Origin of the sequence: Microbispora sitophila (genome assembly GCF_014892245.1) — a bacterium.
GTDB lineage: Bacteria > Actinomycetota > Actinomycetes > Streptosporangiales > Streptosporangiaceae > Microbispora > Microbispora siamensis.
This window is the reverse complement of record NZ_JADBGC010000035.1, coordinates 79,612-102,984: the sequence shown is the minus strand read 5'-3', so window position 1 is coordinate 102,984 and position 23,373 is coordinate 79,612. Positions and strand designations below refer to the sequence as shown.

General features: G+C 71.0%; 25 protein-coding genes. 15 read left to right on the top strand and 10 right to left on the bottom strand.

Features of this window, described 5'->3' with window-relative positions; translation table 11 throughout:
• Positions 1-529: 529 nt before the first annotated feature.
• Positions 530-1,396, top strand: a complete 867-nt coding sequence (locus IL992_RS41300) for a phosphotransferase family protein (RefSeq protein WP_319019158.1) — start codon at positions 530-532, stop codon at positions 1,394-1,396.
• A 12-nt stretch (positions 1,397-1,408) separates the two neighbouring features.
• Here the strand turns inward: IL992_RS41300 and IL992_RS41295 are convergent, their stop codons facing one another.
• Genes IL992_RS41295 through pstS form a run of 5 tightly spaced genes read right to left on the bottom strand, consistent with a single transcriptional unit; the run spans position 1,409 to position 5,904 of the window.
• On the bottom strand, positions 1,409-2,113 hold the full coding sequence (locus IL992_RS41295; protein ID WP_319019157.1) for a response regulator transcription factor: 705 nt from the start codon (positions 2,111-2,113) through the stop codon (positions 1,409-1,411).
• A gap of 36 nt (positions 2,114-2,149) precedes the next feature.
• Positions 2,150-2,926, bottom strand: coding sequence for a phosphate ABC transporter ATP-binding protein PstB (gene pstB, locus IL992_RS41290; RefSeq protein ID WP_079316264.1), 777 nt, complete (start codon positions 2,924-2,926; stop codon positions 2,150-2,152).
• 3 nt (positions 2,927-2,929) lie between these two features.
• Positions 2,930-3,814 carry a phosphate ABC transporter permease PstA gene (pstA, locus tag IL992_RS41285; RefSeq protein WP_193208727.1) on the bottom strand — a complete coding sequence of 295 codons (885 nt, stop codon included), beginning with the start codon at positions 3,812-3,814 and terminating at the stop codon, positions 2,930-2,932.
• Positions 3,811-4,791, bottom strand: a complete 981-nt coding sequence (gene pstC, locus IL992_RS41280) for a phosphate ABC transporter permease subunit PstC (protein ID WP_193208726.1) — start codon at positions 4,789-4,791, stop codon at positions 3,811-3,813. The genes pstA and pstC overlap by 4 nt, the downstream gene beginning before the upstream one ends.
• A gap of 3 nt (positions 4,792-4,794) precedes the next feature.
• On the bottom strand, positions 4,795-5,904 hold the full coding sequence (gene pstS, locus IL992_RS41275) for a phosphate ABC transporter substrate-binding protein PstS (protein WP_193208725.1): 1,110 nt from the start codon (positions 5,902-5,904) through the stop codon (positions 4,795-4,797).
• A gap of 164 nt (positions 5,905-6,068) precedes the next feature.
• On the opposite strand from pstS, the gene IL992_RS41270 reads away from it, so the two are divergent.
• Positions 6,069-6,527 carry a low molecular weight protein-tyrosine-phosphatase gene (locus tag IL992_RS41270; protein WP_193208724.1) on the top strand — a complete coding sequence of 153 codons (459 nt, stop codon included), beginning with the start codon at positions 6,069-6,071 and terminating at the stop codon, positions 6,525-6,527.
• Positions 6,514-7,320: a fructosamine kinase family protein gene (locus IL992_RS41265; RefSeq protein WP_193208723.1), complete on the top strand. Its 807-nt coding sequence runs from the start codon at positions 6,514-6,516 to the stop codon at positions 7,318-7,320. The genes IL992_RS41270 and IL992_RS41265 overlap by 14 nt, the downstream gene beginning before the upstream one ends.
• 20 nt (positions 7,321-7,340) lie before the next feature.
• Here the strand turns inward: IL992_RS41265 and hisN are convergent, their stop codons facing one another.
• Positions 7,341-8,126: a histidinol-phosphatase gene (hisN, locus tag IL992_RS41260; RefSeq protein WP_193208722.1), complete on the bottom strand. Its 786-nt coding sequence runs from the start codon at positions 8,124-8,126 to the stop codon at positions 7,341-7,343.
• Between the two features lie 81 nt (positions 8,127-8,207).
• Between hisN and IL992_RS41255 the strand changes: the two genes are divergently transcribed.
• Positions 8,208-8,651 (top strand): DUF4442 domain-containing protein, encoded by a 444-nt coding sequence (locus tag IL992_RS41255; RefSeq protein ID WP_193208721.1) that lies wholly within the window; start codon positions 8,208-8,210, stop codon positions 8,649-8,651.
• A 4-nt stretch (positions 8,652-8,655) separates the two neighbouring features.
• Here IL992_RS41255 and IL992_RS41250 read toward each other — a convergent pair whose 3' ends face one another.
• Positions 8,656-9,993: an aminotransferase-like domain-containing protein gene (locus IL992_RS41250; protein ID WP_193208720.1), complete on the bottom strand. Its 1,338-nt coding sequence runs from the start codon at positions 9,991-9,993 to the stop codon at positions 8,656-8,658.
• 150 nt (positions 9,994-10,143) lie between these two features.
• Between IL992_RS41250 and IL992_RS41245 the strand changes: the two genes are divergently transcribed.
• A complete protein-coding gene (locus tag IL992_RS41245; RefSeq protein WP_193208719.1) occupies positions 10,144-10,782 on the top strand; it encodes a LysE family translocator in 639 nt (212 codons plus the stop codon).
• Positions 10,783-10,793: 11 nt separating this feature from the next.
• On the opposite strand, the gene rsgA is transcribed toward IL992_RS41245, so the two are convergent.
• Both rsgA and aroA read right to left on the bottom strand, forming a co-directional pair.
• The gene (gene rsgA, locus IL992_RS41240) at positions 10,794-11,873 is read right to left on the bottom strand and encodes a ribosome small subunit-dependent GTPase A (protein WP_193208718.1); all 1,080 of its coding nucleotides are present in this window, start codon (positions 11,871-11,873) and stop codon (positions 10,794-10,796) included.
• A 229-nt stretch (positions 11,874-12,102) separates the two neighbouring features.
• Positions 12,103-13,461, bottom strand: coding sequence for a 3-phosphoshikimate 1-carboxyvinyltransferase (gene aroA, locus IL992_RS41235; RefSeq protein ID WP_193208717.1), 1,359 nt, complete (start codon positions 13,459-13,461; stop codon positions 12,103-12,105).
• 80 nt (positions 13,462-13,541) lie between these two features.
• Here aroA and IL992_RS41230 point away from each other — a divergent pair, with 80 nt between their 5' ends.
• On the top strand, positions 13,542-14,303 hold the full coding sequence (locus tag IL992_RS41230) for an SOS response-associated peptidase (RefSeq protein WP_193208716.1): 762 nt from the start codon (positions 13,542-13,544) through the stop codon (positions 14,301-14,303).
• Between the two features lie 141 nt (positions 14,304-14,444).
• Positions 14,445-14,777 carry a TraR/DksA family transcriptional regulator gene (locus tag IL992_RS41225; RefSeq protein ID WP_142651244.1) on the top strand — a complete coding sequence of 111 codons (333 nt, stop codon included), beginning with the start codon at positions 14,445-14,447 and terminating at the stop codon, positions 14,775-14,777.
• Positions 14,778-14,841: 64 nt separating this feature from the next.
• On the opposite strand, the gene IL992_RS41220 is transcribed toward IL992_RS41225, so the two are convergent.
• Positions 14,842-15,582: a class I SAM-dependent methyltransferase gene (locus tag IL992_RS41220; protein ID WP_193208715.1), complete on the bottom strand. Its 741-nt coding sequence runs from the start codon at positions 15,580-15,582 to the stop codon at positions 14,842-14,844.
• A gap of 250 nt (positions 15,583-15,832) precedes the next feature.
• On the opposite strand from IL992_RS41220, the gene IL992_RS41215 reads away from it, so the two are divergent.
• The 8 genes from IL992_RS41215 to IL992_RS41180 all read left to right on the top strand — a co-directional run bounded on the left by IL992_RS41215 (position 15,833) and on the right by IL992_RS41180 (position 23,365).
• Complete coding sequence (locus IL992_RS41215; protein ID WP_079316278.1) at positions 15,833-16,474, top strand: sigma-70 family RNA polymerase sigma factor; 642 nt, start codon at positions 15,833-15,835, stop codon at positions 16,472-16,474.
• On the top strand, positions 16,471-16,737 hold the full coding sequence (rsrA, locus tag IL992_RS41210) for a mycothiol system anti-sigma-R factor (protein ID WP_193208714.1): 267 nt from the start codon (positions 16,471-16,473) through the stop codon (positions 16,735-16,737). Before IL992_RS41215 ends, rsrA begins: the two co-directional genes overlap by 4 nt.
• A gap of 85 nt (positions 16,738-16,822) precedes the next feature.
• The gene (locus IL992_RS41205) at positions 16,823-17,740 is read left to right on the top strand and encodes an NAD-dependent epimerase/dehydratase family protein (RefSeq protein ID WP_193208713.1); all 918 of its coding nucleotides are present in this window, start codon (positions 16,823-16,825) and stop codon (positions 17,738-17,740) included.
• A gap of 44 nt (positions 17,741-17,784) precedes the next feature.
• Entirely contained in the window at positions 17,785-18,702 is a 918-nt protein-coding gene (locus tag IL992_RS41200; protein ID WP_193208712.1) for a hypothetical protein, read from the top strand.
• 310 nt (positions 18,703-19,012) lie between these two features.
• Positions 19,013-20,368, top strand: coding sequence for an HD-GYP domain-containing protein (locus IL992_RS41195; RefSeq protein WP_193208711.1), 1,356 nt, complete (start codon positions 19,013-19,015; stop codon positions 20,366-20,368).
• Positions 20,365-21,654, top strand: coding sequence for an HD-GYP domain-containing protein (locus IL992_RS41190; protein WP_319019156.1), 1,290 nt, complete (start codon positions 20,365-20,367; stop codon positions 21,652-21,654). Before IL992_RS41195 ends, IL992_RS41190 begins: the two co-directional genes overlap by 4 nt.
• Positions 21,655-21,787: 133 nt before the next feature.
• A complete protein-coding gene (locus IL992_RS41185; protein WP_193208710.1) occupies positions 21,788-23,122 on the top strand; it encodes an acetyl-CoA carboxylase biotin carboxylase subunit in 1,335 nt (444 codons plus the stop codon).
• A 30-nt stretch (positions 23,123-23,152) separates the two neighbouring features.
• The gene (locus tag IL992_RS41180; protein WP_142565693.1) at positions 23,153-23,365 is read left to right on the top strand and encodes a biotin/lipoyl-binding carrier protein; all 213 of its coding nucleotides are present in this window, start codon (positions 23,153-23,155) and stop codon (positions 23,363-23,365) included.
• The last annotated feature ends 8 nt before the right edge of the window (positions 23,366-23,373 follow it).

The window sequence follows — 23,373 nt, the reverse complement described above, 5'->3', positions numbered from 1 at the left end:
AGCGCGTGGACGGGCGGCGGGGTGCGTTCCGGGGCGTGCGTGAGGGTGTCCGCGGGGAGTGGTGACGGCGTTCCCGGGGTGCGACTGCACGCCACGCGGGGACTGGCGGAGGCCGGCGCCATAGCTGCTGACGGGGGGCGGGGGGCCGCCCAGGGGTGGGGCGAGCTGGCACAGGGGAGGAGCGGAGCGGGCGGGAGGGAGGACCGCAGCGAAGGCCCAGCGGAGCGGGCTTCGCGAGGACCGGACCTTCCGACCGGCGCAGTGACGTCCCACCCCAAACCACGTCCCACCCCACACGCGTCCCCGGCCCACACGGTGTCCCACCCCAGACGGTGTCCCACCCCACACGACGTCCCCGGCACACACGACGTCCCCGGCACACACGACGTCCCACTCCAAACCACGTCCCACTCCAAATGACCAACACACCCCACCACCGGACCCACAGACCCCACCGAACCCCCACCGCGGCATCTTTCAAGCTTCGGCCGACGCGATCTCGTACCTACCTATGGCTAGGGTTACGGAGGTGACCGAGCGAATCATCCGTTTGCTGGCCCGCCACCTGTCCGGCTACGCGGTCAGAACCGTAGAACGGCTGGGTGAGGGACAGGACAACGCGGCGTACGAGGTCAACGGTGAGCTCGTCGTACGGCAGAGCAAGACCGGCGATTCGGCTGTCCGCGCCGAAATGGTGAGGAGAGAGGCGGGGTTGCTCGCCGCAGTGAGCGAGCTGTCGCCGCTGCCGGTGCCGCAGCCGATCCTCGTGGACGAGGAGGCGGGCGTCCTCGCGTACCGCAAGCTGCCCGGACGTCCGCTGAACCTGCACCCGGTCAGGGAGCCCGCGCGCCTGGCGGCTCCCCTGGGCGAGTTCCTCAGCCGGGTCCACGCGGCGCCGGTGGAGCGGATGGAAGCGTTCGTGCCGCGTGACGCCTATCCGATGACCGAGCTCCTGGAAGAGGCCGAAGGGCACTACCGGGACATCGTGGCCCACGTGCCGCCGGCCGCCCGGCGGCTGGTCGAGGGCTTTCTCGGCACCACGGCGCCCGACGAGCCCGACGAGCCCGGCGGGCTGACGTTCTGCCACAACGACCTGGGCAGCGAGCACTTACTGGTGGACGTCGAGGCGAGCGCCGTGACGGGGGTCATCGACTGGACGGACGCGGCCATCGCCGATCCCGCGTACGACCTCGCGCTCGTCTACCGGGACCTCGGACCCGAGATCTACGAGCGGACGCTGGCGCACTACCGGGGCCGCCACGACGACGCCGGCCACGAGCGGGCGGTCTTCTACGCGCGGTGCGCGCTGCTGGAGGACGTCGCGTACGGCCTGCAGACAGGCGCCCGGGCGTACGCGGACGCCGGTCTGGCACACCTCACTCGGGTCTTCTCCTGAGGCCGGAGACTCTCACCCGCTGACCAGCCGATACCCGACTCCTCGGACGGTCTGGATCATCGTGTCCTCCACGTCGCCCAGCCGCGCGCGCAGGCGCTTGACGTGGACGGCGATGGTGTTGGTCGACATCCCGTCGGTCGAGTGCCAGACGTTGCGCATGATCTGCTCGCGGGTGACCGTTCTGTCCGCGTTGCGCATCAGGTAGTGCAGCAGCTCGAACTCGCGCAGCGGCAGGTGCACGACGCGCCCGCCGACCTTCACCTGGTACGCCGTCACGTCGAGCTCCACGTCGCCGATCGTCAGCACGGTCCGGTGGCTGTCCTGCCGGCGGAAGGCCGCCTGGACGAGGGGGAGAAGCTCGGGCACGCGATATGGCCTGGCCACGCAGGCCGTGGCGCCCGCCTCCAGGGCCTGCAGTGCCTGCTCGGCGTCGCTCCCGAAGTCGATGCCGAGCAGGACGGGCACGGTTCGCATGAGCCGTACGGCGCGGACGAAGTCGACGGGGCCGACGATGGGAAGGGAGGCGCAGATCAGCACGGCGTCGGGCCGGAGCGCCCCGGCCTGCAGCAGCGCCTGGGCGCCGTCCGGTACGCCGGTCACGTCGACGCCCTCGGCCTGCATGGCCGCCGAGAGCTGCCGCACCAGGCCCGCGTCCGGATCGGCCACCAGGAGCATGGGCGCCGTCCGAGTGTCCCCCTCCACTGCGGGTGCCGTCACCCAGGTCCCTCCAATGCTGTCAGCCGGAAGCGGTCGTCAGCCGAAGCGGCCCGTGATGTAGTCCTCGGTCGCCTTCTCGGCCGGATTGGTGAAGATCTTCGAGGTCTCGTCCATCTCGACGAGCTTGCCGGGCTGACCCTGCGCGGCGAGGTTGAAGAACGCGGTCTTGTCGCTGACCCGGGCGGCCTGCTGCATGTTGTGGGTCACGATCACGATCGTGTAGTCCTGCTTGAGCTGCGAGATCAGGTCCTCGATCGCCAGCGTCGAGATGGGGTCGAGCGCCGAGCACGGCTCGTCCATGAGCAGCACCTGCGGGCGTACGGCGATGGCGCGGGCGATGCACAGGCGCTGCTGCTGACCGCCGGACAGGCCCGCGCCCGGCTTGTTGAGCCGGTCCTTGACCTCGTTCCAGAGGTTGGCGCCCTTGAGCGACTCCTCGACGATGCCGTCCAGTTCCGACCGGGAGTGACGGCCGTTGAGCCGCAGGCCCGCGGCCACGTTGTCGAAGATGGACATCGTGGGGAAGGGGTTCGGCCGCTGGAACACCATGCCGATGGTCCTGCGGACCGACACCGGGTCGACGTCCGCGCCGTACAGGTCCTGGTCCTCGAGGCGGACCTTGCCCTCGACCCGGGCGCCGGGGATGACCTCGTGCATCCGGTTGAGGGTCCGCAGGAACGTGGACTTCCCGCACCCCGAGGGGCCGATGAAGGCCGTCACCGACCGTGGCTCGATCGTCATCGAGATGCCTTCGATCGCCTTGTGCGAGCCGTAGTAGGCGTCGAGGCCCGCGACCTCGATCTGCTTGGCCATTCCTTACCTCCTCCTCGCGGGCGAACGCCACCAGGTGATGAGGCGCGCGACCAGGTTGAGCAGCATGACGATCAGGATCAGCGTGAGCGCGCCGGTCCAGGCCCGGTTGATCGCGGTGTCCGTGGGACGGCCGGCCTGATCGAAGACGTACAGCGGAAGCCCCATCTGAGGCCCGTTGAACGGGTCGTTGTTGATGGAGTCGGTGATGAAGACGGTCAGCAGCAGCGGCGCGGTCTCACCGGCGACGCGGGCGACGGCCAGCATGACGCCGGTCACGATCCCGGTGAAGGCCGTGGGCAGCACGACCTTGACGATGGTGCGCCACTTGGGCACGCCCAGCGCGTACGACGCCTCGCGCAGCTCCCGCGGCACCAGGCGGAGCATCTCCTCGGCGGACCTGACCACGACCGGCATCATCAGGATCGACAGGGCGAGCGCGCCGGCGAAGCCGGAGAACGGCATGCCGAGCACGAGGATCCAGAAGGCCAGGATGAAGAGCCCGGAAACCACGGAAGGGACGCCGGTCATGACGTCCACGAAGAAGCTGATTATGCGTGACAGTCGCCCGCCCTCGCCGTACTCGACGAGGTAGACGGCGGTGAGCAGGCCGATCGGGACCGCGATGAGCGAGGCGAGCAGGACCTGTTCGAGTGTCCCGATGATGGCGTGGTAGGCGCCGCCGCCTGCGTCTCGCGCCCCGATGTTGCGCATGGAGTGGGTGAGGAACTCCATGTCGAAGCGGCCGATGCCGTTCTTGACGACGAGCCACAGCACCGACAGCAGCGGGATGACCGCGAGCGCGAACGCCAGGTAGACGAGCACCTGGACGAGGCGGTCCTTCGCCCGCCGGGCGGCGGAGATGGGTTGGATTCCGGTCTGTACGGTCACGCTGCGGCCCTCGCGTACTCCTTGCGGCGGGCGATGACGAAGCGGGCGGCCATGTTCACCAGCAGGGTGATGAGGAACAGGACGAGACCCGAGGCGATCAGCGCGCCGCGGCCCACCTCGGTCGCCTCGCCGAAGCCGTTGGCGATGTTGGCGGCGATGCTGTTGCCGTACGGGCCGAGGATCTGGAACGAGATCTTGAACGTCGCCGGGAAGATGAGCGCGACCGCGATGGTCTCGCCCATGGCGCGGCCGAGGCCGAGCATGGCGGCGCTGATGACGCCGGGCCGGCCGAACGGCAGGACCGACATCCTGATCATCTCCCAGCGCGTCGCGCCGAGCGCCAGCGCGGCCTCTTCCTGCATCTTGGGGGCCTGCAGGAAGACCTCGCGGGAGATCGCGGCGATGATGGGGAGGATCATGATCGCGAGCACGAGCGACGCGGTGAGCATGCTCTTGCCGACCACGGTGTCGCCGCCGAACAGCGGGATCCAGCCGAGGTAGTCGTTGAGGAACTTCGACGGGCCGAGCATGAACGGCACGAGGAAGGCGACGCCCCACAGGCCGTACACCACGCTGGGGACCGCCGCGAGGAGGTCCACCACGTAGCCCAGGACGGACGCGAGCCGCCGGGGCGCGTAGTGCGAGATGAACAACGCGACCCCGACCGCCACCGGGGTGGCGATGACCAGCGCGAGCAGCGAGCTCAGCACGGTGCCGAAGGCGAGCGCCCCGATGCCGAAGACGGGCTCGGTGGCGTTCGGCTGCCAGGTCAGCTCGGTCAGGAAGTGGGACGTGTTCGCCTGGAGGGCGGGGACGGCCTTGACGACCAGGAACACCCCGATCGCGGCCATGATCGCCAGAAGGACGACACCGGCCCCGGTCGAGGCGAAGCGGAACGGGCCGTCGCCGCGGCTGCGCCGGAAGGCGGACCGGCGCATGGCCGGCCCGCTCTCCCTGGTTCTGGTTGATGTCGTCATCTGTTAGGAGATGGCCTCGACCGCGGTGCGGACCTTGGTGAGCAGGCTCGACGGCAGCGGCGCGTAGCCGAGGCTGGTCAGCGCCTGCTGGCCCTCGTCGCTGGAGGTGTAGGTCAGGAACGACTTGACCAGCTTCGCGTCGTCCGCCGACAGGCCCTTCTCACAGGTGATCTCGTACGTCACGAGCACGATCGGGTAGGCGCCCGCGGCCTTGGTGGCATAGTCGATCGAGAGCTTGAGGTCGTTGCCGGTGCCCGTGATCTCCGCGGCCTCGACGGTCTTGGCGGCGCTCTCCGGGCTGAGCTCCACGAACTCGCCGGAGCCGTTGGCGACCTTGGCCTTCTGCAGCTGCGAGTTCTCGGCGAAGGAGAGCTCGACGTAGCTGATCGCGCCCTCGGTGCTCTTGATGCTGGACGCGATGCCGTCCGAGCCCTTGGCGCCCTGGCCCTGCGCCTCGGCCGGCCAGGCCTTGGCCGGCTCGTACGGCCAGTCGGCCGTGGCCTTGAGGAACTTGGTGAAGTTGTCGCTGGTGCCCGACTCGTCCGAGCGGTGGAACGCCTGGATGGCGGTCGAGGGCAGCTTCGCGTTGGGGTTGTCCGCCTTGATGGCCGGGTCGTCCCACTTGGTGATCTTGCTGTTGAAGATGCCGCCGATGGTCTTCGGCGAGAGCTGGAGGCCGTCCACACCCGGCAGGTTGTAGACGACGGCCACCGGGCCGGTCACCATCGGCAGGTTGATCGCCTTGCCGGTCTTGCACCGGGCGTCGGCCTGGGCGGGCTCGCCCTTGTCATCCTTGAGGGCCGAGTCGGAGCCGGCGAAGGCCACCGTGCCCTGGATGAACGCCTGGACGCCGGCGCCGGAGCCGCTCGGGTTGTAGTTGATGCTGACGCCGGGGTTCGACGACTGGAAGTTCTTCTTCCACTCCGCGATGGCGTTCGCCTGGGCCGAGGAGCCGGCGGCGTTGATGGTGCCCTTCAGGGTGTCGTCGCCCTGGGCGGGAGCGGCGGCGCTGGAGGTGCCCCCCGCGGTGCCGGTGTTGTCATCGGTCCCGCATGCGGCGAGCGAGAGCACGCCGACGATAGTGGCGGCTGCGAGCCGGCCTGCATACTTCACGGTTGTTCCTCCCCTTGTCCTCTCAACACCAGGGACGGTAGGGAGCCAAGGTGACCTAAAACCTTGGTAAAGGTGAACGGGTAGTGAACGCCCCCAGTCGCTCTTGTGCGACCCCGGAAGAGATAACGAGCAGGTCACGGGCGTTATGGGAGAGGATTGAGTTCATGAAGCGTGTATGTCTGGTCTGCATGGGGAACATCTGCCGCTCGCCGATGGCCGAGGTCGTGCTGCGCCGTACGCTGGCCGAACGCGGGCTCGACGTGGAGGTGGACAGCGCCGGCACCGGCGGCTGGCACGCGGGGGAGCCGATGGACGAGCGGGCCCTGGCCACGCTGGCCGACCACGGCTACGACGGCTCGTCCCACCGGGCCCGCCAGTTCGACCGGGCGTGGTTCGCCGAGCGTGACCTCGTCCTCGTGATGGACCAGGACAACCTGCGCGCCGTACGGCGGATCGCCCCGCCGGACGCGGATGTCCGGCTGCTGCGGTCGTTCGACCCCGCGGCCCCCGAGGGTGCCGAGGTGCCCGATCCCTACTACGGGGGGCGCGAGGGGTTCGTCGAGGTGCTGCGCATGGTCGAGGCCGCCTGTGAGGGGGTGGCGAAGTACCTTGAGGATCACTAGGAACCTCGGCGGCGGGCACGCCTGGACGCTGCACGAGGGTGTGCTCGACGACGGCCGCAGGGTGTTCGTCAAGAAGAGCGCGGACGCGTCCGCCGTCCTCGACAGCGAGGCGGCGGGGCTGCGCTGGCTGGCCGAACCGGGAGCGGTCGCCGTCCCCGAGGTGATCGCCGCGGACGGCGGCACGCTGGTGCTCGAGTGGATCGACACCGCCCCCGCGACGGCCGGGGCCGCCGAGCGGTTCGGGCGTGAGCTGGCCGCCCTGCACGCCGCCGGTGCGGCGGACTTCGGCGCCCCCTGGCCCGGCTACATCGCCGAGTTGCCGATGGGCAACGAGCCCGCGCCGGACTGGCCGTCGTTCTACGTGTCCCGCCGGGTGCTCCCGTTCGTACGGCTCGCGCGCGACCGCGGCGCGCTGTCGGCCGCCGACGCGGAGCTGGTCGAGGAGGCGTGCGACCGGGTGGCGGAGGTCGCCGGGCCGGCCGAGCCGCCGAGCCGGATCCACGGCGACCTGTGGAGCGGAAACCTGCTGTGGTCGGCGGACGGGGTCGTGCTGGTGGACCCGGCCGCCCACGGCGGCCACAGGGAGACCGACCTCGCGATGCTGGCGCTGTTCGGGGCGCCGCACCTCAACACGATCCTCGCCGCCTACCGCGAGGCGGCGCCCCTCGCGGACGGCTGGCGCGAGCGCGTGCCGCTGCACCAACTTCACCCGCTCGCCGTGCACGTCTGCCTGTTCGGCGAGGCGTACCGCGGCAGCCTCCTCACGGCCGCGGGCGACGTGCTGGCGTTGTAGGGCTCAGCGGGTAGCAGGGCTCAGCGGGGGGACAGGCGCTTGAGGACCTCGTCGTGGAGCAGACCGTTGGTGCAGACGAGGTTGCCGCCGTCGAGGGGCAGGGTGCCGTCGAGCGAGGTGCAGGAGCCGCCGGCCTCCTGGACGATGATCGTGAGCGCGGCCATGTCCCAGGGGGACAGCTCGGGCTCGGCGGAGATGTCCACCGCGCCCTCGGCGACCATCATGTGCGACCAGAAGTCGCCGTAGCCGCGGGTGCGCCAGCACTCCCTCGTGAGGTCGAGGAACGGGTCGAGCCGCCCGGCCTTCTCCCATTCCTCCAGGTCGGAGAAGGAGAAGGAGGCGTCGTCGAGGCGGCCGACCGAGGACACCTCGCAGCGCGTGGCCTTGCTCAGGCTCCGCCCGGTCCACGCGCCGCTCTCCTTGGCGGCCCACCAGCGACGGCCGAGCGCCGGGGCCGAGACCACGCCCACGACGACCTTGCCGTGCTCCATCAGCGCGATCAGCGTGGCCCACACGGGGACTCCGCGTACGTAGTTCTTGGTGCCGTCGATCGGGTCGACGATCCAGGAGCGCATGCCGTACCCGGTCATGCCGAACTCCTCGCCCACGACGGCATCGCGGGGCCGGGCACGACGCAGCGTGCCCCGGATCGCCTCCTCCACGGCCCGGTCGGCGTCGCTGACCGGGGTGAGGTCGGGCTTGGTGTCGACCTTGAGGTCCACGGCCTTGAAACGGCGCATCGTGATGTCGTCGGCGGCGTCCGCCAGCAGATGCGCGAGGTGCAGGTCGTCGCGGTACTCCGTCACAGGGCCAACGTACCGTGCCGCGACCTGCTCACATCAGAGGAAGGATCGCTCCAAACCATACCAGCCGGTAACATCCCGGCCATGGACATCGGCGCCTTCATGCTCGACAGCGTCCCGTTCGCGCGGCTGCTCGGCATCACGTTCGACTCGATCGGCGGCGGTGAGGCGGTCGCCCGCCTGGCCGACCGGGGAGACCTGCACAACCACGTGGGCGGCCCGCACGCGGGCGCCCTGTTCACGCTGGCCGAGACCGCCTCGGGCGCGGCCGTGCTGTCGGCCTTCGGCGACCAGCTGTCCCGGGCCGTGCCGCTGGCGACCGAGGCGAAGATCGGCTACCGCAAGCTCGCCATGGGCGAGGTCACGGCCGCAGCCACTCTCCGGGCCGAGCGGGAGGCGGTCGTCGCCCGGCTGGACGCGGGGGAGCGGCCCGAGTTCGAGGTCGGCGTCGAGATCCGCAACGCCGAGGACGTCGTCGTCTCGGAGATGACCGTCTCCTGGACCCTGCGCCCCAACCGCAAGGCCTGACCGCTCACTCGGCCAGCAGGTCGTCCGGTGAGGAACGGGCGAGCCCCGCGAGGGTGGCCAGGGCGCGTGCCAGCGTCTCGGCCGATGGTGAGGCCAGGCCGAGGCGGACGGCGTTCGGCGTGCGGTTGTCGCCGACGGCGAAGGCCGCCGCCGGAGTGACGGCGATGCCGTGCCGCGCGGCGGCGGCCACGAACGTGTCCGCCCGCCACGGCGACGGGAGCTCCCACCAGCAGTAGTAGGACCGCGGGTCGGCGCGGACGGCGAACTCGCCGAGGTGGCGCGTCGCGATCTCCTGCCGTGCCTCGGCGTCCCGCCGCTTGCCCCTGCTCAGCGAGTCCACGACGCCGTCGCCGGTCAGCCGGGCCGCCGCCTCCAGCGCGAACCGCGGCGGCGCGGAGCCTCCCGAATGCAGCGCCGCGGTCACGTTGGGGACGACGGCCTCGGGCACGACGGCGAATCCGACGGTCAGCCCGGGCGCGAGCCGCTTGGAGAGGCTGTCGACGAGGATCGTGCGCTCGGGTGCCACGGCGGCGAGCGGGGGCAGCTCGTCCCGGAGGAACGACCAGATGCCGTCCTCGATCGCGGGCAGGTCCAGCCGCGCGAGCACGGCCGCGAGCTCGGTGCGGCGCTCGACCGGCATGGTGAGCGACAACGGGTTGTGCAGCGTCGGCTGGAGGTAGACCGCTCTCAGCGGAGCCTTGCGGGCGGCGCTCTCCACCGCCTCGGGCACCAGGCCCGCCTCGTCGACCGGCAGGGGCACGAGGGTGACCCCGAGCCGGGTGGCGATCGTCTTCACGACGGGATAGGTGAGCTCCTCGACGCCCAGCCGCGCGCCCGGCGGGACCAGCGCGGCGATGACGGCCGCGATCATCTGGCGTCCGTTGCCGGCGAAGAGCACCCGTGCCGGGTCGGGGCGCCAGCCGGCGCGGGCGAGCAGGTCCGCGACGACCTCGCGGGCGAGGGGAGTGCCCGCCGCGCCCACCGGCCGCATGGACGCCTCCAGCACGTCGGGGCGCAGCAGCCGCCCGATGCCCTCCCCGAGCAGCCGAACCTGATCGGGGATGACGGGATAGTTGAGTTCGAGGTCGATCCTGGTGCCGCTGGGCTCGGCCAGGGCGGTTCCGGGACGCCGGGCGGAGGCGCGTACGAACGTGCCGCGGCCGACCTCGCCGACCGTCAGGCCGCGGCGGGTCAGCTCCGCGTAGACCCGCGCCGCGGTGGAGCCGGCGATGCCGCGCCGCCGGGCGAAGTCGCGCTGCGGAGGCAACCGGTCTCCCGGCCTGAGCCGCCCGGCCGCGATGTCCGCGGCCACCTCGTCGGCCAGCTCCCGGTAGCTCTCCACCGCCGCCTCCTCTCCACGTCAGGGTGAACGCATCCAAACACAATATTGCTCCGAGAGCAATATTGAATATTGCATTCTTTGTGGATGGTGAAATAGCCTGAGAAAGCCGTCCGGACCGGCACTGATGACCAGCGAAGAAAGGGCGGCGTCATGGTCGAACCGAAGGCGGTGCTGGGCGTCGTGTCCGTGGCGCTCGGAATGGTGCTCAGTCCGGGCCCGAACATGATGTATCTCGTGTCGCGGAGCATCAGCCAGGGACGCCGGGCCGGGATAATCTCGTTGAGCGGAGTCGTCGCGGGATTCCTCGTCTATCTGACGGCGACGAATCTCGGCCTGGCGGCGCTGTTCGCCGCGGTTCCGCAGATTCTCACCGCGATACGGCTGGCCGGGGCGGGTTACCTGATATGGCTCGCCTGGAAGACGATCAAGCCCGGTGGCGTTTCTGTGTTCGCCGTGCGGGACGTGTCGGACGACCCGCCGTCCCGGCTTTTCGCCATGGGACTGATGACGAACCTGCTCAATCCGAAGATCGCCATTCTGTATATCTCCGTCATTCCGCAGTTCGTCGATATTGGAGCGGGGAACGTGCTGGCTCAGGGCGTCGTTCTCGGCCTTTTCCAGATCGCGGTGGCCTCGACCGTGAACCTGTCGATCGTGCTCGCCGCCGGAAGTGTCGCGGGCTTCCTGACGCACCGGCCGGCGTGGCTGCGAGCTCAGCGGATCGTCATGGGGAGCATGCTCGGAGCGCTCGCCGTAATGCTCGCTCTCACCCGGAGCGCGTCTTTCTAGTTCTCGTCGGCCTAGTCGTCGTCGGCAGCGCCCTCACGGCTGGCGAGCAGGCGCCGCAGGGACTCCAGGCGCGCGGGATCGGCGTGACCCTCCGCGACGTAGCGGTCGAGGGCGCAGTCGTCCCCGAGGTGGGTGCAGCCCTTGGGGCAGTCGGCCGTGGCGTCCACCAGGTCGGGGAAGGCGGCGAGCACGGTCTCCACCGAGATGTGGGCGAGCCCGAAGCTGCGTACGCCGGGGGTGTCGATGATCCAGCCGCCTTCCGGCAGTTCCAGGGCGACCGCGGAGGTGGAGGTGTGCCTGCCCCGGCCGGTGACGGCGTTCACGTGGGACACGGCCCTGCGGGCGTGCGGCACCAGCGCGTTGACCATGGTCGACTTGCCGACCCCGGAGTGGCCGACCAGCACGCTGACGCGGTCCGCGAGCGCCTCGCCCAGGTCGTCGAGCGGGCCGCCCTTCCGCACGACGACGTACGGCACGCCGAGGGGCTCGTACAGCGCCACGAGGTCGTCGGCGGGGGCCAGGTCGGCCTTGGTGAGGCACAGCAGCGGCTCGATGTCGGCGTCGTAGGCCGCGACGAGCATCCGGTCGATCATCCGGGGGCGCGGCGGGGGATCGGCGAGCGCGGTGACGATGACCAGTTGGTCGGCGTTGGCGACGATGGGGCGCTCGATGTCGTCCACGTCGTCGGCGCTGCGGCGCAGCATCGAGGTGCGCTCCTCCACGCGGACGATGCGCGCCAGCGTGTCGGGCTGCCCGGTCACGTCGCCCACCAGCGCCACACGGTCGCCCACGACGATGCCCTTGCGGCCGAGCTCGCGGGCCTTCATCGCCACGACGAGCGTCCGTTCGCCCCGCCGCTTCTTCGGTGTCGTGGAGCGGGGGACGCCCTCGCCCACAAGGCAGGTGTAGCGCCCCCGGTCGACGGCCACCACGAAGCCCTCGACGGCCTCGCTGTGGGCAGGCCGGATCCGGGTCCGAGGCCGTGAGCCCTTGCCCGGCCTGACCCTGACGTCGTCCTCGTCGTACCGCCGCCTTCTCAGCGCCCGCGCCCCGATCGCCCGGCGGGAACCAGCCCCCCGCTCATGCCACATCCTCGCCTGGCGGCTCGGATTCGCATGAGCGAATCGCGCTGTGCCTACTGATTCGCTCGCTTCGCTCGCTCATGCCACATCCTCGCCTGGCGGCTCGGATTCGCATGAGCGAATCGCGCTGTGCCTACTGATTCGCTCGCTTCGCTCGCTCATGCCACATCCTCGCCTGGCGGCTCGGATTCGCATGAGCGAATAGCGCTGTGCCTACTGATTCGCTCGCTTCGCTCGCTCATGCCCGACGCTCCTCGCTGCCCAGCATCGCGGCCCACATGCGCGGGAACTCGGGCAGCGTCTTGGCGGTCGTCGCGATGTCCTCGACCTCGACGCCCGGCACGGCCAGGCCGATGACCGCGCCCGCCGTGGCCATGCGGTGGTCGGCGTACGAGTGGAAGACGCCGCCGGTCAGTGGCCGGGGGTGGATCTCCAGGCCGTCGTCGGTCTCCCTGGCGTCGCCGCCCAGCCGGTTGATCTCCGTGGCGAGGGCGGTGATCCGGTCGGTCTCGTGCCCCCGGATGTGGGCCACGCCCCGGATCCGGGACGGCCCGTCGGCCAGCGCGGCCAGCGCGGCGATCGTGGGGGTGAGCTCGCTGACGTCGTGCAGGTCGGCGTCGATGCCGCGCACCCTGCCTTCGCCGGTCACCCGCAGGCCCTCCGGCACCCGCTCGACCCGCGCGCCCATCTCGGCGAGCAGCCCGCGAAGCTCGTCGCCGCCCTGCGTCGTCTCCTCCGGCCAGTCGGGCACGACGATGGAGCCCCCGGTGACCAGGGCCGCCGCGAGGAAGGGGGCGGCGTTGGACAGGTCGGGCTCGACCGTGACGTCCCTGGCCCGGATCGGGCCGGGCTGCACCCGCCACACGTCGCGCTCGGAGTCGTCCACCTCGACCCCCGCCTGGCGCAGCATCTGCACGGTCATCTCGATGTGCGGCATCGACGGGACGGGCGGGCCGCTGTGCCGCACCGTCACGCCCTTCTCGAAGCGCGCGGCGGCCAGCAGCAGGCCGGAGACCATCTGCGAGGAGACCGACGCGTCGAGGGTGACCTCGCCACCCGGGATCGGCCCCCGGATCGTGAACGGCAGCGTGTCGTTGTCCACCGACGCTCCGAGCGCGCGTAGCGCGCCCAGGATGGGGCCCATCGGCCGCTTGCGCGCGTGCGCGTCGCCGTCGAAGAAGACCGGTCCGTCGGCCAGCGCGGCGACCGGCGGCACGAACCGCATGACGGTCCCGGCCAGGCCGACGTCGATCGACACCCCGCCGCGTACGGGATGAGGGGTCACCGACCAGTCCACGCTGTCGGCGCTCTCGTTGGACGGCGTCATCTCGGCGCCGAGCGAGCGCAGCGCCGCCGCCATCAGGTCGGCGTCGCGGCTGCGGAGCGCGAGCCGTACGGTGCCGGGGGCGTCGGCCAGCGCGGCGAGCAGCAGCGCGCGGTTGGTCACCGACTTCGAGCCGGGCAGCCGGACCGTCGCACGGACCGGCTCGGCGGCCACCGGGGCGGGCCAGAGCGGCGCGGCGGCGTTCTTCTCGACGTCGTTCTGGTCGATGGCGTGCGGCACGGCGCCGCCGGACGCGGACTGCGGAGTGGCCATGCCGCAAGCTTAGTGCGCGCACGCTTGTCCGCACCGTCGCGAGAGCGCGTGCGGCCCGCGCGAGTGGCAGTCTTGGTGACATGTGCGGGAGGTACGCGTCTGCGCGCAAGAAGCAGGAGTTGCTGGAGGAGTTCCAGGTCGAGCTGGACGGGGTGCCCGACCAGGTGCCCGGCGGCGAGCTCAGGCCCGACTACAACGTCGCGCCCACCAAGAACGTCTACGCCGTCATGAGCCGTGTGCCGAAGGACGACGACGGCGAGAGCGCGGGCGACGAGCCCGTCAGGCAGCTCCGGGTGGTCAGGTGGGGGCTCGTGCCGAGCTGGGCCAAGGATCCGTCGGTGGGCTCGCGGATGATCAACGCCAGGGTGGAGACCGTGGCGGAGAAGCCGTCCTACCGCAGGGCGCTGAAGTCCCGGCGCTGCCTGATCCCTGCGGACGGCTACTACGAGTGGATGCCGCTGGAGGGCAAGAGGAAGCAGCCGTTCTTCATCCACCCCGCCGACGGCGGCGTGCTCGCGATGGCCGGCCTGTACGAGTTCTGGAAGGACCCCACCCGTCCGGACGACGACCCGCTGAAGTGGCTGTGCACCTGCACGGTGATCACCACGACGGCGACGGACAAGCTGGGCCGCATCCACGACCGGATGCCGATGATGGTCGAGCGCGACCGCTGGACGGAGTGGCTCGACCCGCGCGTGACCGACCCCACCGGCCTGCTCGTCCCGGCCGGCCCGGACCGGCTGGAGGCGTACGCCGTGTCGGACGCCGTCAACAGCGTCCGCCACAACGGCCCCGAGCTCATCGAGCCCCTGGAGGGCGACGACGTTCCGCGCCTGTTCTGACCCGCGGTGAGGGTGTAGGCGGCGCGCGAAGTGGGCATCCGTTCGAGAAAGCGGTCGCACGGAAAGTGACCGGCCGCAGACCGACCAGGGGACCGGGGGCTCCTGGACGGGTGACTCCCCCACTCCCGGAGGTGCGGATCCGTGGACGTCGCGACCGCGCGTATGCGCCTGGAAAGCATGCTCGCCGAGCTCGACCGGTCGATCAGCGTGCTGCGTGGGGATCCGGCCGCCGGGCACGACAGGTCCCTCGCCGACGCGGGAGCCGACCTCACCGACGCCGACCGGACCCGGGCCATGCTCGACGCCGCGTCCCGGCAGCGTACGGCCGTGCTGGCCGCGCTGCGGCGGCTGGACGACGGCGGCTACGGCCGCTGCGTCGACTGCGGCACGCTCGTTCCCGAGGGCAGGCTGGAGGCCCGTCCCGAGGCGGCCCGCTGCGTGCAGTGCCAGTCGCGGGCCGAGCGCCGCCGGTGACCCGCCCGAGCGCCTGCCCGGCCGCCTCTCCGAGCGGCTGTCCGAGCGGCGTTCGGGAGAGCGTTCACAACGGCTTGCGGGCGCTGGCCACCAGGTGGATGCCGACGGTGTCGTCGCCGTCGGCCTGGGTCTCGAGTTCCGTGCGGACCAGCCAGGACAGCGACTTGCTCTCCGAGCTCAGCACGTGGTCGACGGTGGAGGGCGACAGGACCGTGCGCGGGCGCACCCACTCCACCTCCAGGCCGGCGCCGGTGATCAGCTCGCGTACCTGCTGGCTGGTGAAGCAGCGGGTGATGCTGCCGTCGGGCCAGGGGATGAGCATGACCTCGCCCGTCTGGCACAGGTGCGCCCAGTAGTTCTGCTCGGCCAGGATCGCCATCCCGAGGACCAGCGAGTCGACGCACAGCAGCGCGCGCCCGCCGGGCCGCAGCACCCGGGCCACGTCCTCGATGACCGACTCCGCCATGATCTCGACCGACAGCACGCGCTCCTCGGCGATCACGCCGTCCACGCAGCCGTCGGGCAGGAAGCCGAGGTTGTCGGCGCGCACCTTCTGTATGCGGTCGGAGGCGTCGCGCAACCACGGTTCCGCCGGCCTGCGGAAGTCCATGACCTCGATCACCCGGTGACCGGCGCGCGCCGCCTGAGCCGGCCACCGCCCCCGTCCGCCGGACAGGTCCAGCAGGAGGGAGGGACGGCCGGGCAGCCACTGGCGCAGCTGTTCGGCGACGACCGCGTGATAGAAGGTCCAGTACGGCCCGAGTGTGCCCGAGCCGTTGAGTTCGTTGGCCGGTATAGGCAGCACGAGCGGCTCCTGGACTCTTGGCTGCCCCGCGCATGGGCGTGCGGCAGCGAAACTCGGTTTCCGGGCTACCAAGCCGGTGCTTACTTTTTTCCCCGCACCGGGTCGTTCGTCACCTCAATCTGCACCGGGAACAGACTCTACGCCCGCCCTGTTGCAGTTGGGCATGAAGACGTTGGTGCTGCCAGAAGGCCTCGACGGGCTGGACGTTGCCGGGCCGGTATCCTCGGCTGGGTACGGTGTCCTTAAGGGGGTGGGTCCGGTCTCCAAGACAGCCGAGGAGACTCTGGAGCAGCGCAGCGAGCGGTTCGAGCGCGACGTCATGCCGTTTCTCGACCAGTTGTACTCGGCCGCGCTCCGGATGACCCGAAACGCAGCGGATGCGGAAGATCTCCTGCAGGAGACCTTCGCCAAGGCTTTCGCCTCCTTCCACCAGTTCCAGGAGGGGACGAACCTCAAGGCCTGGCTCTACCGCATCCTCACCAACACGTTCATCAACAGCTACCGGAAGAAGCAACGGGAGCCCAAGCAGGCGGGCACCGAGGAGATCGAGGACTGGCAGCTCGCGCGGGCGGAGTCGCACACGTCCAGCGGTCTGAAGTCGGCCGAGATCGAGGCGCTCGAGCACCTTCCCGACAGCGACGTGAAGGACGCTCTCGCCGCGCTCCCCGAGGAGTTCCGCATCGCCGTCTATCTGGCGGACGTGGAGGGCTTCCCGTACAAGGAGATCGCCGACATCATGGGCACGCCCATCGGGACCGTGATGTCGCGCCTCCACCGCGGCCGCCGGCAGCTGCGCAACCAGCTCGAGGACTACGCGCGCGAGCGAGGTCTCGTGCGGTCGGACTCCCGTGGCGCGGGTCTCGGCGGAACGCTTGGCGAGGAGGAGCGATGAGCTGCGGGAACCACCACGACACCCCGTGTAGCGAGGTGCTCGACCGGGTGTACACCTACCTGGACGGCGAGCTGGACAGCGACCGCATCGCCGAGATCAGGAAGCACCTCGACGAGTGCGGCCCCTGCCTGGAGGAGTACGGCCTCGAGGAGGCCGTCAAACGGCTCGTGGCCAAACACTGCGGGTGCGACCCCGTCCCGCAGGACCTGCGCAGCAAGGTGCTCACCCGGATCGAGCAGGTACGCGCCGAGTTGGCGGAGTAGCGCCCGGTCCACGGAAGGCGTGATCGGCCCGAACCGGGGCAATGGTCGTTAGGATCTTCCGTTACAGGCCGGGAAGGGCGGGGACATGCGGGCACTGGTCACGGGCGGGGCGGGGTTCATCGGGTCCACCCTCGTCGATCGGCTGTTGGCGGACGGCCACGAGGTCGCGGTGGTGGACGACCTGTCGTCCGGGCACGTGCGCAACCCCGACGCCCCCCTGCACGTCATGGACGTGCGCGACCCCGCGCTCGCGGAGCTCGCCGAGCGCTGGCGGCCGGAGGTCGTGTGTCACCTCGCCGCGCAGATCAGCGTCCGCAGGAGCGTGGCCGACCCGGTGACCGACGCCAGGATCAACGTCGAGGGCACGGTGAACGTCCTGGAGGCCGCCCGGCGCGCCGGAACCCGCAAGGTCGTGTACGCGTCCTCCGTCGCCGTCTACGGCAGGCCGGCCGTGATCCCGGTCCCGGGCGACGCCCCCACCGATCCCCGCTCGCCGTACGCGGCCTCCAAGCTCGGCGGCGAGCTGTATCTCGCCACCTACCGGGCGCTGCACGGGCTCGAATACACCACGCTCGTGCTGTCCAACGTCTACGGGCCGCGTCAGTCACCCGAGGGCGAGGCCGGGGTGGTCGCCATCTTCACCGACGCCCTGCTGGCGGGAAAGCCCACGGTCGTGTACGGCGACGGATCCCAGACGCGCGACTACGTCTTCGTGGAGGACGTGGTGGACGGCTTCGCCCGCGCCTGCGGGCCGCACGGCGACGGCCACCGTGTCAACCTCGGCACCGGCGTCCAGACCACCGACCGTGAGCTGCACAGCCTGGTCGCCGCGGCGGCCGGAGCACCCGACGAGCCGCGCTTCGAGCCCCGTCGGATGGGCGACCTCCCCGCGATGGCCGTCGACCCGGCTCCGGCGTACGAGGCCCTCGGCTGGCGTCCCCGGCACGACCTGTCCACCGGCCTCAAGGCCACCGTCGAATGGGCCCGCCAGGCGCTCGTCTGATCGGGATCGAACCGGACGGCCGGGGCGGACGTCTCAGCGGTGTGATGCGTTCGCGCCGGACCGCCGTCCTTGTCGCCGTCGTCGCCGTGTGCGCGGGAGCCGTACTGGCCGCGTGCGCCGCAGAGCCGAGGGCGGTGCCGGACGCGTGCCCGCAGCGCTGGGGCGGCGACGGCATCGGCGGCTGGGTGCCGGCCGCGGCGGACGTGGACGGCGCGGACGAGTCGCTGGTGCCCGGCTCGCCGGTCCGGGCGCTGATCTGCGCCTATCCCGGCACCAACACCGATCCGGGCGGCGAACCGCTGGGCGGGTCGCGCACGCTGACGGACCAGGCGGCGGCGATGGCCCGCGACCTCGCGTACCTGCCGGTGAGCACCGAAGACGTCGAGGGGCCTTGTACGGCGGTGGGCGGGCCCATGACGAACTACCTGGTCCGGTTCGCGTACGCCGACGGCTCTGCGTTGTGGGTGGGCAGCGCCGAGGAGGTGAACTCCTGCGCCGGGACGACGAACGGCACGGTCCGGACCCGCTCGTACGTCGGGAAGGCCCTGACCACCGCCTATCGGGAGGGGACGTGGCGGCTGCCGAGGCCGGAGGACCCTTGCCGGGGCGGCGGCGACCGGCGTGGACAGGGCGAGCGCACGGTGCCGGGAGAGCCGGAATGGGTCCTCGTGTGCCTGGACGGGGGCGAGAAGTGGCCGCCCCGGCGCGAGCACGGCGCGGCGGCGGCCCGGGAGCTCGCCGCGGCGCTCAACGACCTCGACACCGTGCCCAGCGAGCACGGGTGCCAGGGGGGAGGCCCGGAGGCGGACTACCGTGACTACCGGCTGGTCTTCGGGTACGCCGAGGGGCCGCCCGCGGGCGTGCACATCCTGTACGGCTGCACGCCCGGCGTCGACAACGGGATGCTCCAGGCAGACGTGGACGACGACGTCCGTCGGCTGATGGCCCGGCTCGCCCCGTGAAAAGGCACTGACATACCGGTGCAATTGCACGCGGTGTGATGGCTTGGTTACGGTTTGGCTGCGATGGTCGCGACATCCCGGACCGGCCATCGGCCCTTCTGTAGCCTGAGTGCGACATCGACGTGGAGGCGGCGCAATGCTTGGGAAGACCGTCGTCAGGCTGATAGTGGCGCTGGCGCTGCTTACTCCGGTGGTGGCTCTGGCCGGTCTCGCGGCCGGCACTCCGGGGATCTCCTGGACGTAGTCACTGCCCGTGGGCCGGTCCGGCAGGGCCGGCCCACGGGTCCGATCCGCATTCAAGGTGGCCGCCATGCGGGAACTTCCGTGGCCCGCCAGGGTCTACTTCGTCGCACTCGTCGGAACCGCCGGTCTCGTGATCACGCGCGGTCTCCTCGCGCATCACGGGCTCGCGGGGGAGGACTGGTCGGCGCTTCTCGTCCTGGCGCTGCTCTTCCTGCTCTGCGAGTCGGTGCCGACGCTGCTCAACGTGCCGCACGTCGCGGTGTCGGTGAGCTTCTCCGCGGCGCTGGCCGCCGTGGTGCTCGTCGGCCCGGAGGGCGCGGCCCTGGTCGGGCTGGCCGCGGTCGTGAGCGTGCGCCCCGGCCTGCCGATGGTGAAACGGCTGTTCAACGGCGCGCAGTACGCCCTGTGCGGGTACGCCGCCGGGTGGGCCTACGAGAGCGCGGGAGGACGGGCCGAACTGCCAGAGCCGGCCGACTTCCCGGGCATCCTGGTGCCGTACGCCGCGGCGACGGTGGTCTTCGTGGCCGTCAACTTCGCGCTGACCGCGGTCATCCTGCGCCTGGCGTCCGCGGTGCACAAAGACCAGGTCTCGCTCCGCGCGATGGTGCAGTTCCTGAGCTCATACGTCGGCTTCGCCACCTTCGGCCTGCTGATCGCGGCCCTGTGGTCGACGGTGCAGTCGATCTCGGCCGTGCTCGTGCTGCTGCCGCTGTTCGTGGCCCGGTGGGCGCTGGGGCACTACCACGCCGAGCAGCGGGCGTACGACGCGACCATCGCGGCGCTGTGCCAGGCGGTGGAGACGAAGGACTACTACACGCGCGGGCACTGCACCCGGGTCTCCGCGGCCTCCTCCATGATCGCCGAGGAGATCGGTATGGGCACCGAGCGGTTGCGCGCGATCCGGTACGCGGGCATGCTCCACGACGTGGGCAAGCTCGGCGTGCCGACCAAGGTGCTGCAGAAGGACGGCCGCCTGACCGAGGAGGAGTACGCCGCGATCCAGCTCCACCCGATGCGCGGGCTGGAGATCGTGAGGGGCATCGACTTCCTCGACGAGGCGTTCGCCGGGATCATGCACCACCACGAACGACATGACGGAAAGGGCTACCCGATGGGCCTGGCCGGGTCGGAGATCCCCGAGTTCGCCCGGATCATCGCGGTGGCCGACGCGTTCGACTCCATGACCTCCGACCGCTCCTACCGAAAGGCCAAGTCGATCGAGTTCGCGGTGGCCGAGCTGCGCAAGAACGCGGGAACCCAGTTCGACCCCGACATGGTGTGCGCGTTCGTGAAGGCGCTCGACCGGCACGGCTGGGACCTGGCACAGCCGGTGCCCGTCCCGCCGGACGACGCCGCCGTGGAGACCACGGCGAAGGACCACGACGACCCGACGACGCCCATCCAGGTGGTGTCGGAGCGGTGAGGGAGCGTCGGCTGACGGCCAGGCCGGTGGGGCTCGACTCGGGCCAGCTCCTGCTCATCTGCGCCGCCGGGATGCTGACCGTGGCGGGGATCGCCCACACGACGGCGGAGGGGCTGACCGATCCGCGGGTCGCCATCGGGTTCGGCGCGCTCATCGCCGCCGGGGAGCTGGCCCGGCTCACGATGCCCGGCAACCGCGAGGTCGCCCCGATCTCCACCGCCGCCTCCCTCGGGTACGCCCTGCTGCTCGACGTGGGCGGACGGCCGGCGCACCATTCGGCCCTGCAGGTCGTGGCGGTGATGGCGGTCGGCATGATCGCGGGCGGGCTGCCGCACCTGGCGGTCGGCCGGCCGCCGCGTCTCGACGCGATGGCCCGGCGGCTGCTCGCCGGGTCGCTGCTCGCCTTCGCCTACCGGCCGCTCACCGGCCCGCTGGGGGAGCTCGCGCGGGACACGGCCGACCGGCACGGCAACTGGTGGCCGGCGCTCGGCGTGATGGCGGTGCTCGTCACGGTCATGCTCGCGGCCGACGTGGTGATCGCGGCCATGCTCCGGGCCGACCAGGTCAGGACCGCGTTCGTCGTCGCCGTACGGGACGAGATCAGGATGGCCGCGCCGCTCGGCGCCGCCGTCGCGGCGTCGGGCATCCTGCTCGCGCTCGCCTCGCACAGCATGGACATGACCGCGCTGCCCGCGTTCGCCGCGCCGCTGCTCGTCACGCAGGTGGCGTTCCGCAAGTACGCCGGCATCCGGGCGACCTACCTGCAGACCGTGCGGGCGCTGAGCCGGGTCACCGAGGTCGGCGGGTACGTCGAGCCGGGCCACTCGCGCCGCGTCAGCCAGCTGTCGGTCGCGATCGGCCGTGAGCTGGGCATGGCGGAGCCGCAGCTGCTGGAGCTGGAGTACGCCGCGCTCATGCACGACATCGGCCAGCTCTCGCTGCGCGACCCGATCCCCGGCGGCGCGACCGTGCTGGCCGACCCCGCGCAGGCGCGGCGGATCGCCGAGCTGGGCGCCGAGGTGATCAGGAAGACCGGCGTCCTCCACGGCGTCGCGGAGATCGTCCGGCGGCAGTGCGACACGCTCGGCGAGTCCCCGCCGATGGCCAGCCGCATCATCAAGGCCGCCAACGCGTACGACGACCTCGTGGGCGGATCGACCGACAGGGACCGCGCGGCGGCGGCCCTGGAGCGGCTGCGCCTCGACGGCGGGTCGGCCTACGACCCGGGAGTGGTGGAGGCGATGGCGCGCGTCGTCGACCGACTCGTGCTCGTAACGCGCTTGTAGCAGACGTAGCATCGGAACGCCTTCAACGCCACGCCGGACCCGTTGTTGTTGTAGCGACCCTACAGATTCGGCCCCCGCGTTCAGTCGGAACGGTCGGGGGGACGGAGCGGGGGATCATCCTAGAGTTGGCTGCGTGTTCGACTCAGTTCTCGTCGCCAACCGTGGTGAAATCGCCCGCCGGATCATCCGTACGGTGCGGGGCATGGGGCTGCGCGCCGTCGCGGTCCACTCCGAGGCGGACGCCGATCTGCCGTTCGTGCGTGAGGCCGACGACGCCGTGCTCCTCGGCCCCGCGAATCCGGCCCAGAGCTATCTCGACATCGACAAGGTCCTCCAGGCCGCCCGTACGACGGGAGCGCGGGCGGTTCACCCCGGATACGGGTTCCTCGCGGAGAACGCCGCGTTCGCCCGTGCGGTGATCGATGCCGGCCTCGTCTGGATCGGCCCGGATCCCAAGGCCATCGAGCAGATGGGCGACAAGATCAACGCCCGCAACCTGATGGAGGCCGCGGGCGTGCCCGTCGCCGCCGGGACCAGGCAGCCGGTGTCCGACCTCGCGCAGGCCGAGCGGGCCGCCGCGGAGATCGGATACCCCGTGATGGTGAAGGCGGCCGGCGGGGGCGGCGGGATCGGTATGGGCGTGGCGCGCGACGACGAGTCGCTGGCCAAGGCGTTCGAGCAGGCCTGCCGGGCGGCCGCCCGCTTCGGCGGCGAGCCGGCCATCCTGCTGGAGCGCTACATCGAGCGGGCCAGACACGTCGAGGTGCAGATCCTCGGCCTCGCCGACGGCACCGTGGTCGCCCTGGGCGAGCGGGACTGCTCGGTTCAGCGGCGCCACCAGAAGGTCGTGGAGGAGAGCCCGTCCCCCGGAGTGACCCAGGAACTGCGCGAGCGGATGCTCGCGGCGGCCGTACGGGCGGGGGAGGCCGTGTCGTATCGCGGCGCGGGCACGGTGGAGTGCCTGGTGGACGCGGACGCCCAGGACTTCGTCTTCCTGGAGATGAACACCCGCCTCCAGGTGGAGCACCCCGTCACCGAACTGGTCACCGGTCTCGACCTGGTGGAGCACCAGATCCGTGTCGCGGCCGGTGAGGTCTACTCCGTCGAGCCGCGGGTGGGCGGCCACGCGATCGAGTTCCGTGTCTACGCCGAGGACCCCCGCAGGTTCCTGCCCGGCCCTGGCAAGATCGGTGTATGGGAGGAACCGGCGGGCGAGGGGGTGCGCATCGATTCGGGATACGCGGCGGGCAACACCGTCACGCCGTTCTACGATCCGCTGATGGCCAAGCTCTGCGTCGCCGGCGCCACCCGCGAGGAGGCGCTGGAGCGGGGCCGGGAGGCCGTCGCCGCGTTCCGGATCGAGGGCCCGAAGCACAACCTGCCGTTCTGCGCCGAGTTGCTCGACCACCCCGAGTTCGTGAGCGGGGACTACGACACCGGGCTGGTCTCCCGGATGAGAAAAGCTTGATCTGTTGGATTATTTGAGGGGAGTTCCCGCGTGGCCGAGGTGCGCGCCGAGATGGTGGCGAACGTCTGGAAGATCGTTGTGAGCGAGGGTGAGGTCGTCGAGGAGGGCGACACCCTTGTGATCCTGGAGTCGATGAAGATGGAGATCCCCGTCCTCGCCGAGGACGCCGGGACCGTCTCGAAGCTCCACGTGCAGGAGGGCGACGTCGTCCAGGAGGGAGACGTCATCGCCGTCATCGAGTAGAGCGGGCC

Excerpts from the sequence above, each read along its gene's own strand:
- pstB (WP_079316264.1), bottom strand. The coding sequence starts at position 2,926 with ATGGCCAAGCAGATCGAGGTCGCGGGCCTCGACGCCTACTACGGCTCG.
- pstC (WP_193208726.1), bottom strand. The coding sequence starts at position 4,791 with ATGACGACATCAACCAGAACCAGGGAGAGCGGGCCGGCCATGCGCCGG.
- IL992_RS41270 (WP_193208724.1), top strand. The coding sequence starts at position 6,069 with ATGAAGCGTGTATGTCTGGTCTGCATGGGGAACATCTGCCGCTCGCCG.
- IL992_RS41255 (WP_193208721.1), top strand. The coding sequence starts at position 8,208 with ATGGACATCGGCGCCTTCATGCTCGACAGCGTCCCGTTCGCGCGGCTG.
- IL992_RS41245 (WP_193208719.1), top strand. The coding sequence starts at position 10,144 with ATGGTCGAACCGAAGGCGGTGCTGGGCGTCGTGTCCGTGGCGCTCGGA.
- rsgA (WP_193208718.1), bottom strand. The coding sequence starts at position 11,873 with ATGTGGCATGAGCGGGGGGCTGGTTCCCGCCGGGCGATCGGGGCGCGG.
- aroA (WP_193208717.1), bottom strand. The coding sequence starts at position 13,461 with ATGGCCACTCCGCAGTCCGCGTCCGGCGGCGCCGTGCCGCACGCCATC.
- IL992_RS41230 (WP_193208716.1), top strand. The coding sequence starts at position 13,542 with ATGTGCGGGAGGTACGCGTCTGCGCGCAAGAAGCAGGAGTTGCTGGAG.
- rsrA (WP_193208714.1), top strand. The coding sequence starts at position 16,471 with ATGAGCTGCGGGAACCACCACGACACCCCGTGTAGCGAGGTGCTCGAC.
- IL992_RS41205 (WP_193208713.1), top strand. The coding sequence starts at position 16,823 with ATGCGGGCACTGGTCACGGGCGGGGCGGGGTTCATCGGGTCCACCCTC.
- IL992_RS41200 (WP_193208712.1), top strand. The coding sequence starts at position 17,785 with ATGCGTTCGCGCCGGACCGCCGTCCTTGTCGCCGTCGTCGCCGTGTGC.
- IL992_RS41195 (WP_193208711.1), top strand. The coding sequence starts at position 19,013 with ATGCGGGAACTTCCGTGGCCCGCCAGGGTCTACTTCGTCGCACTCGTC.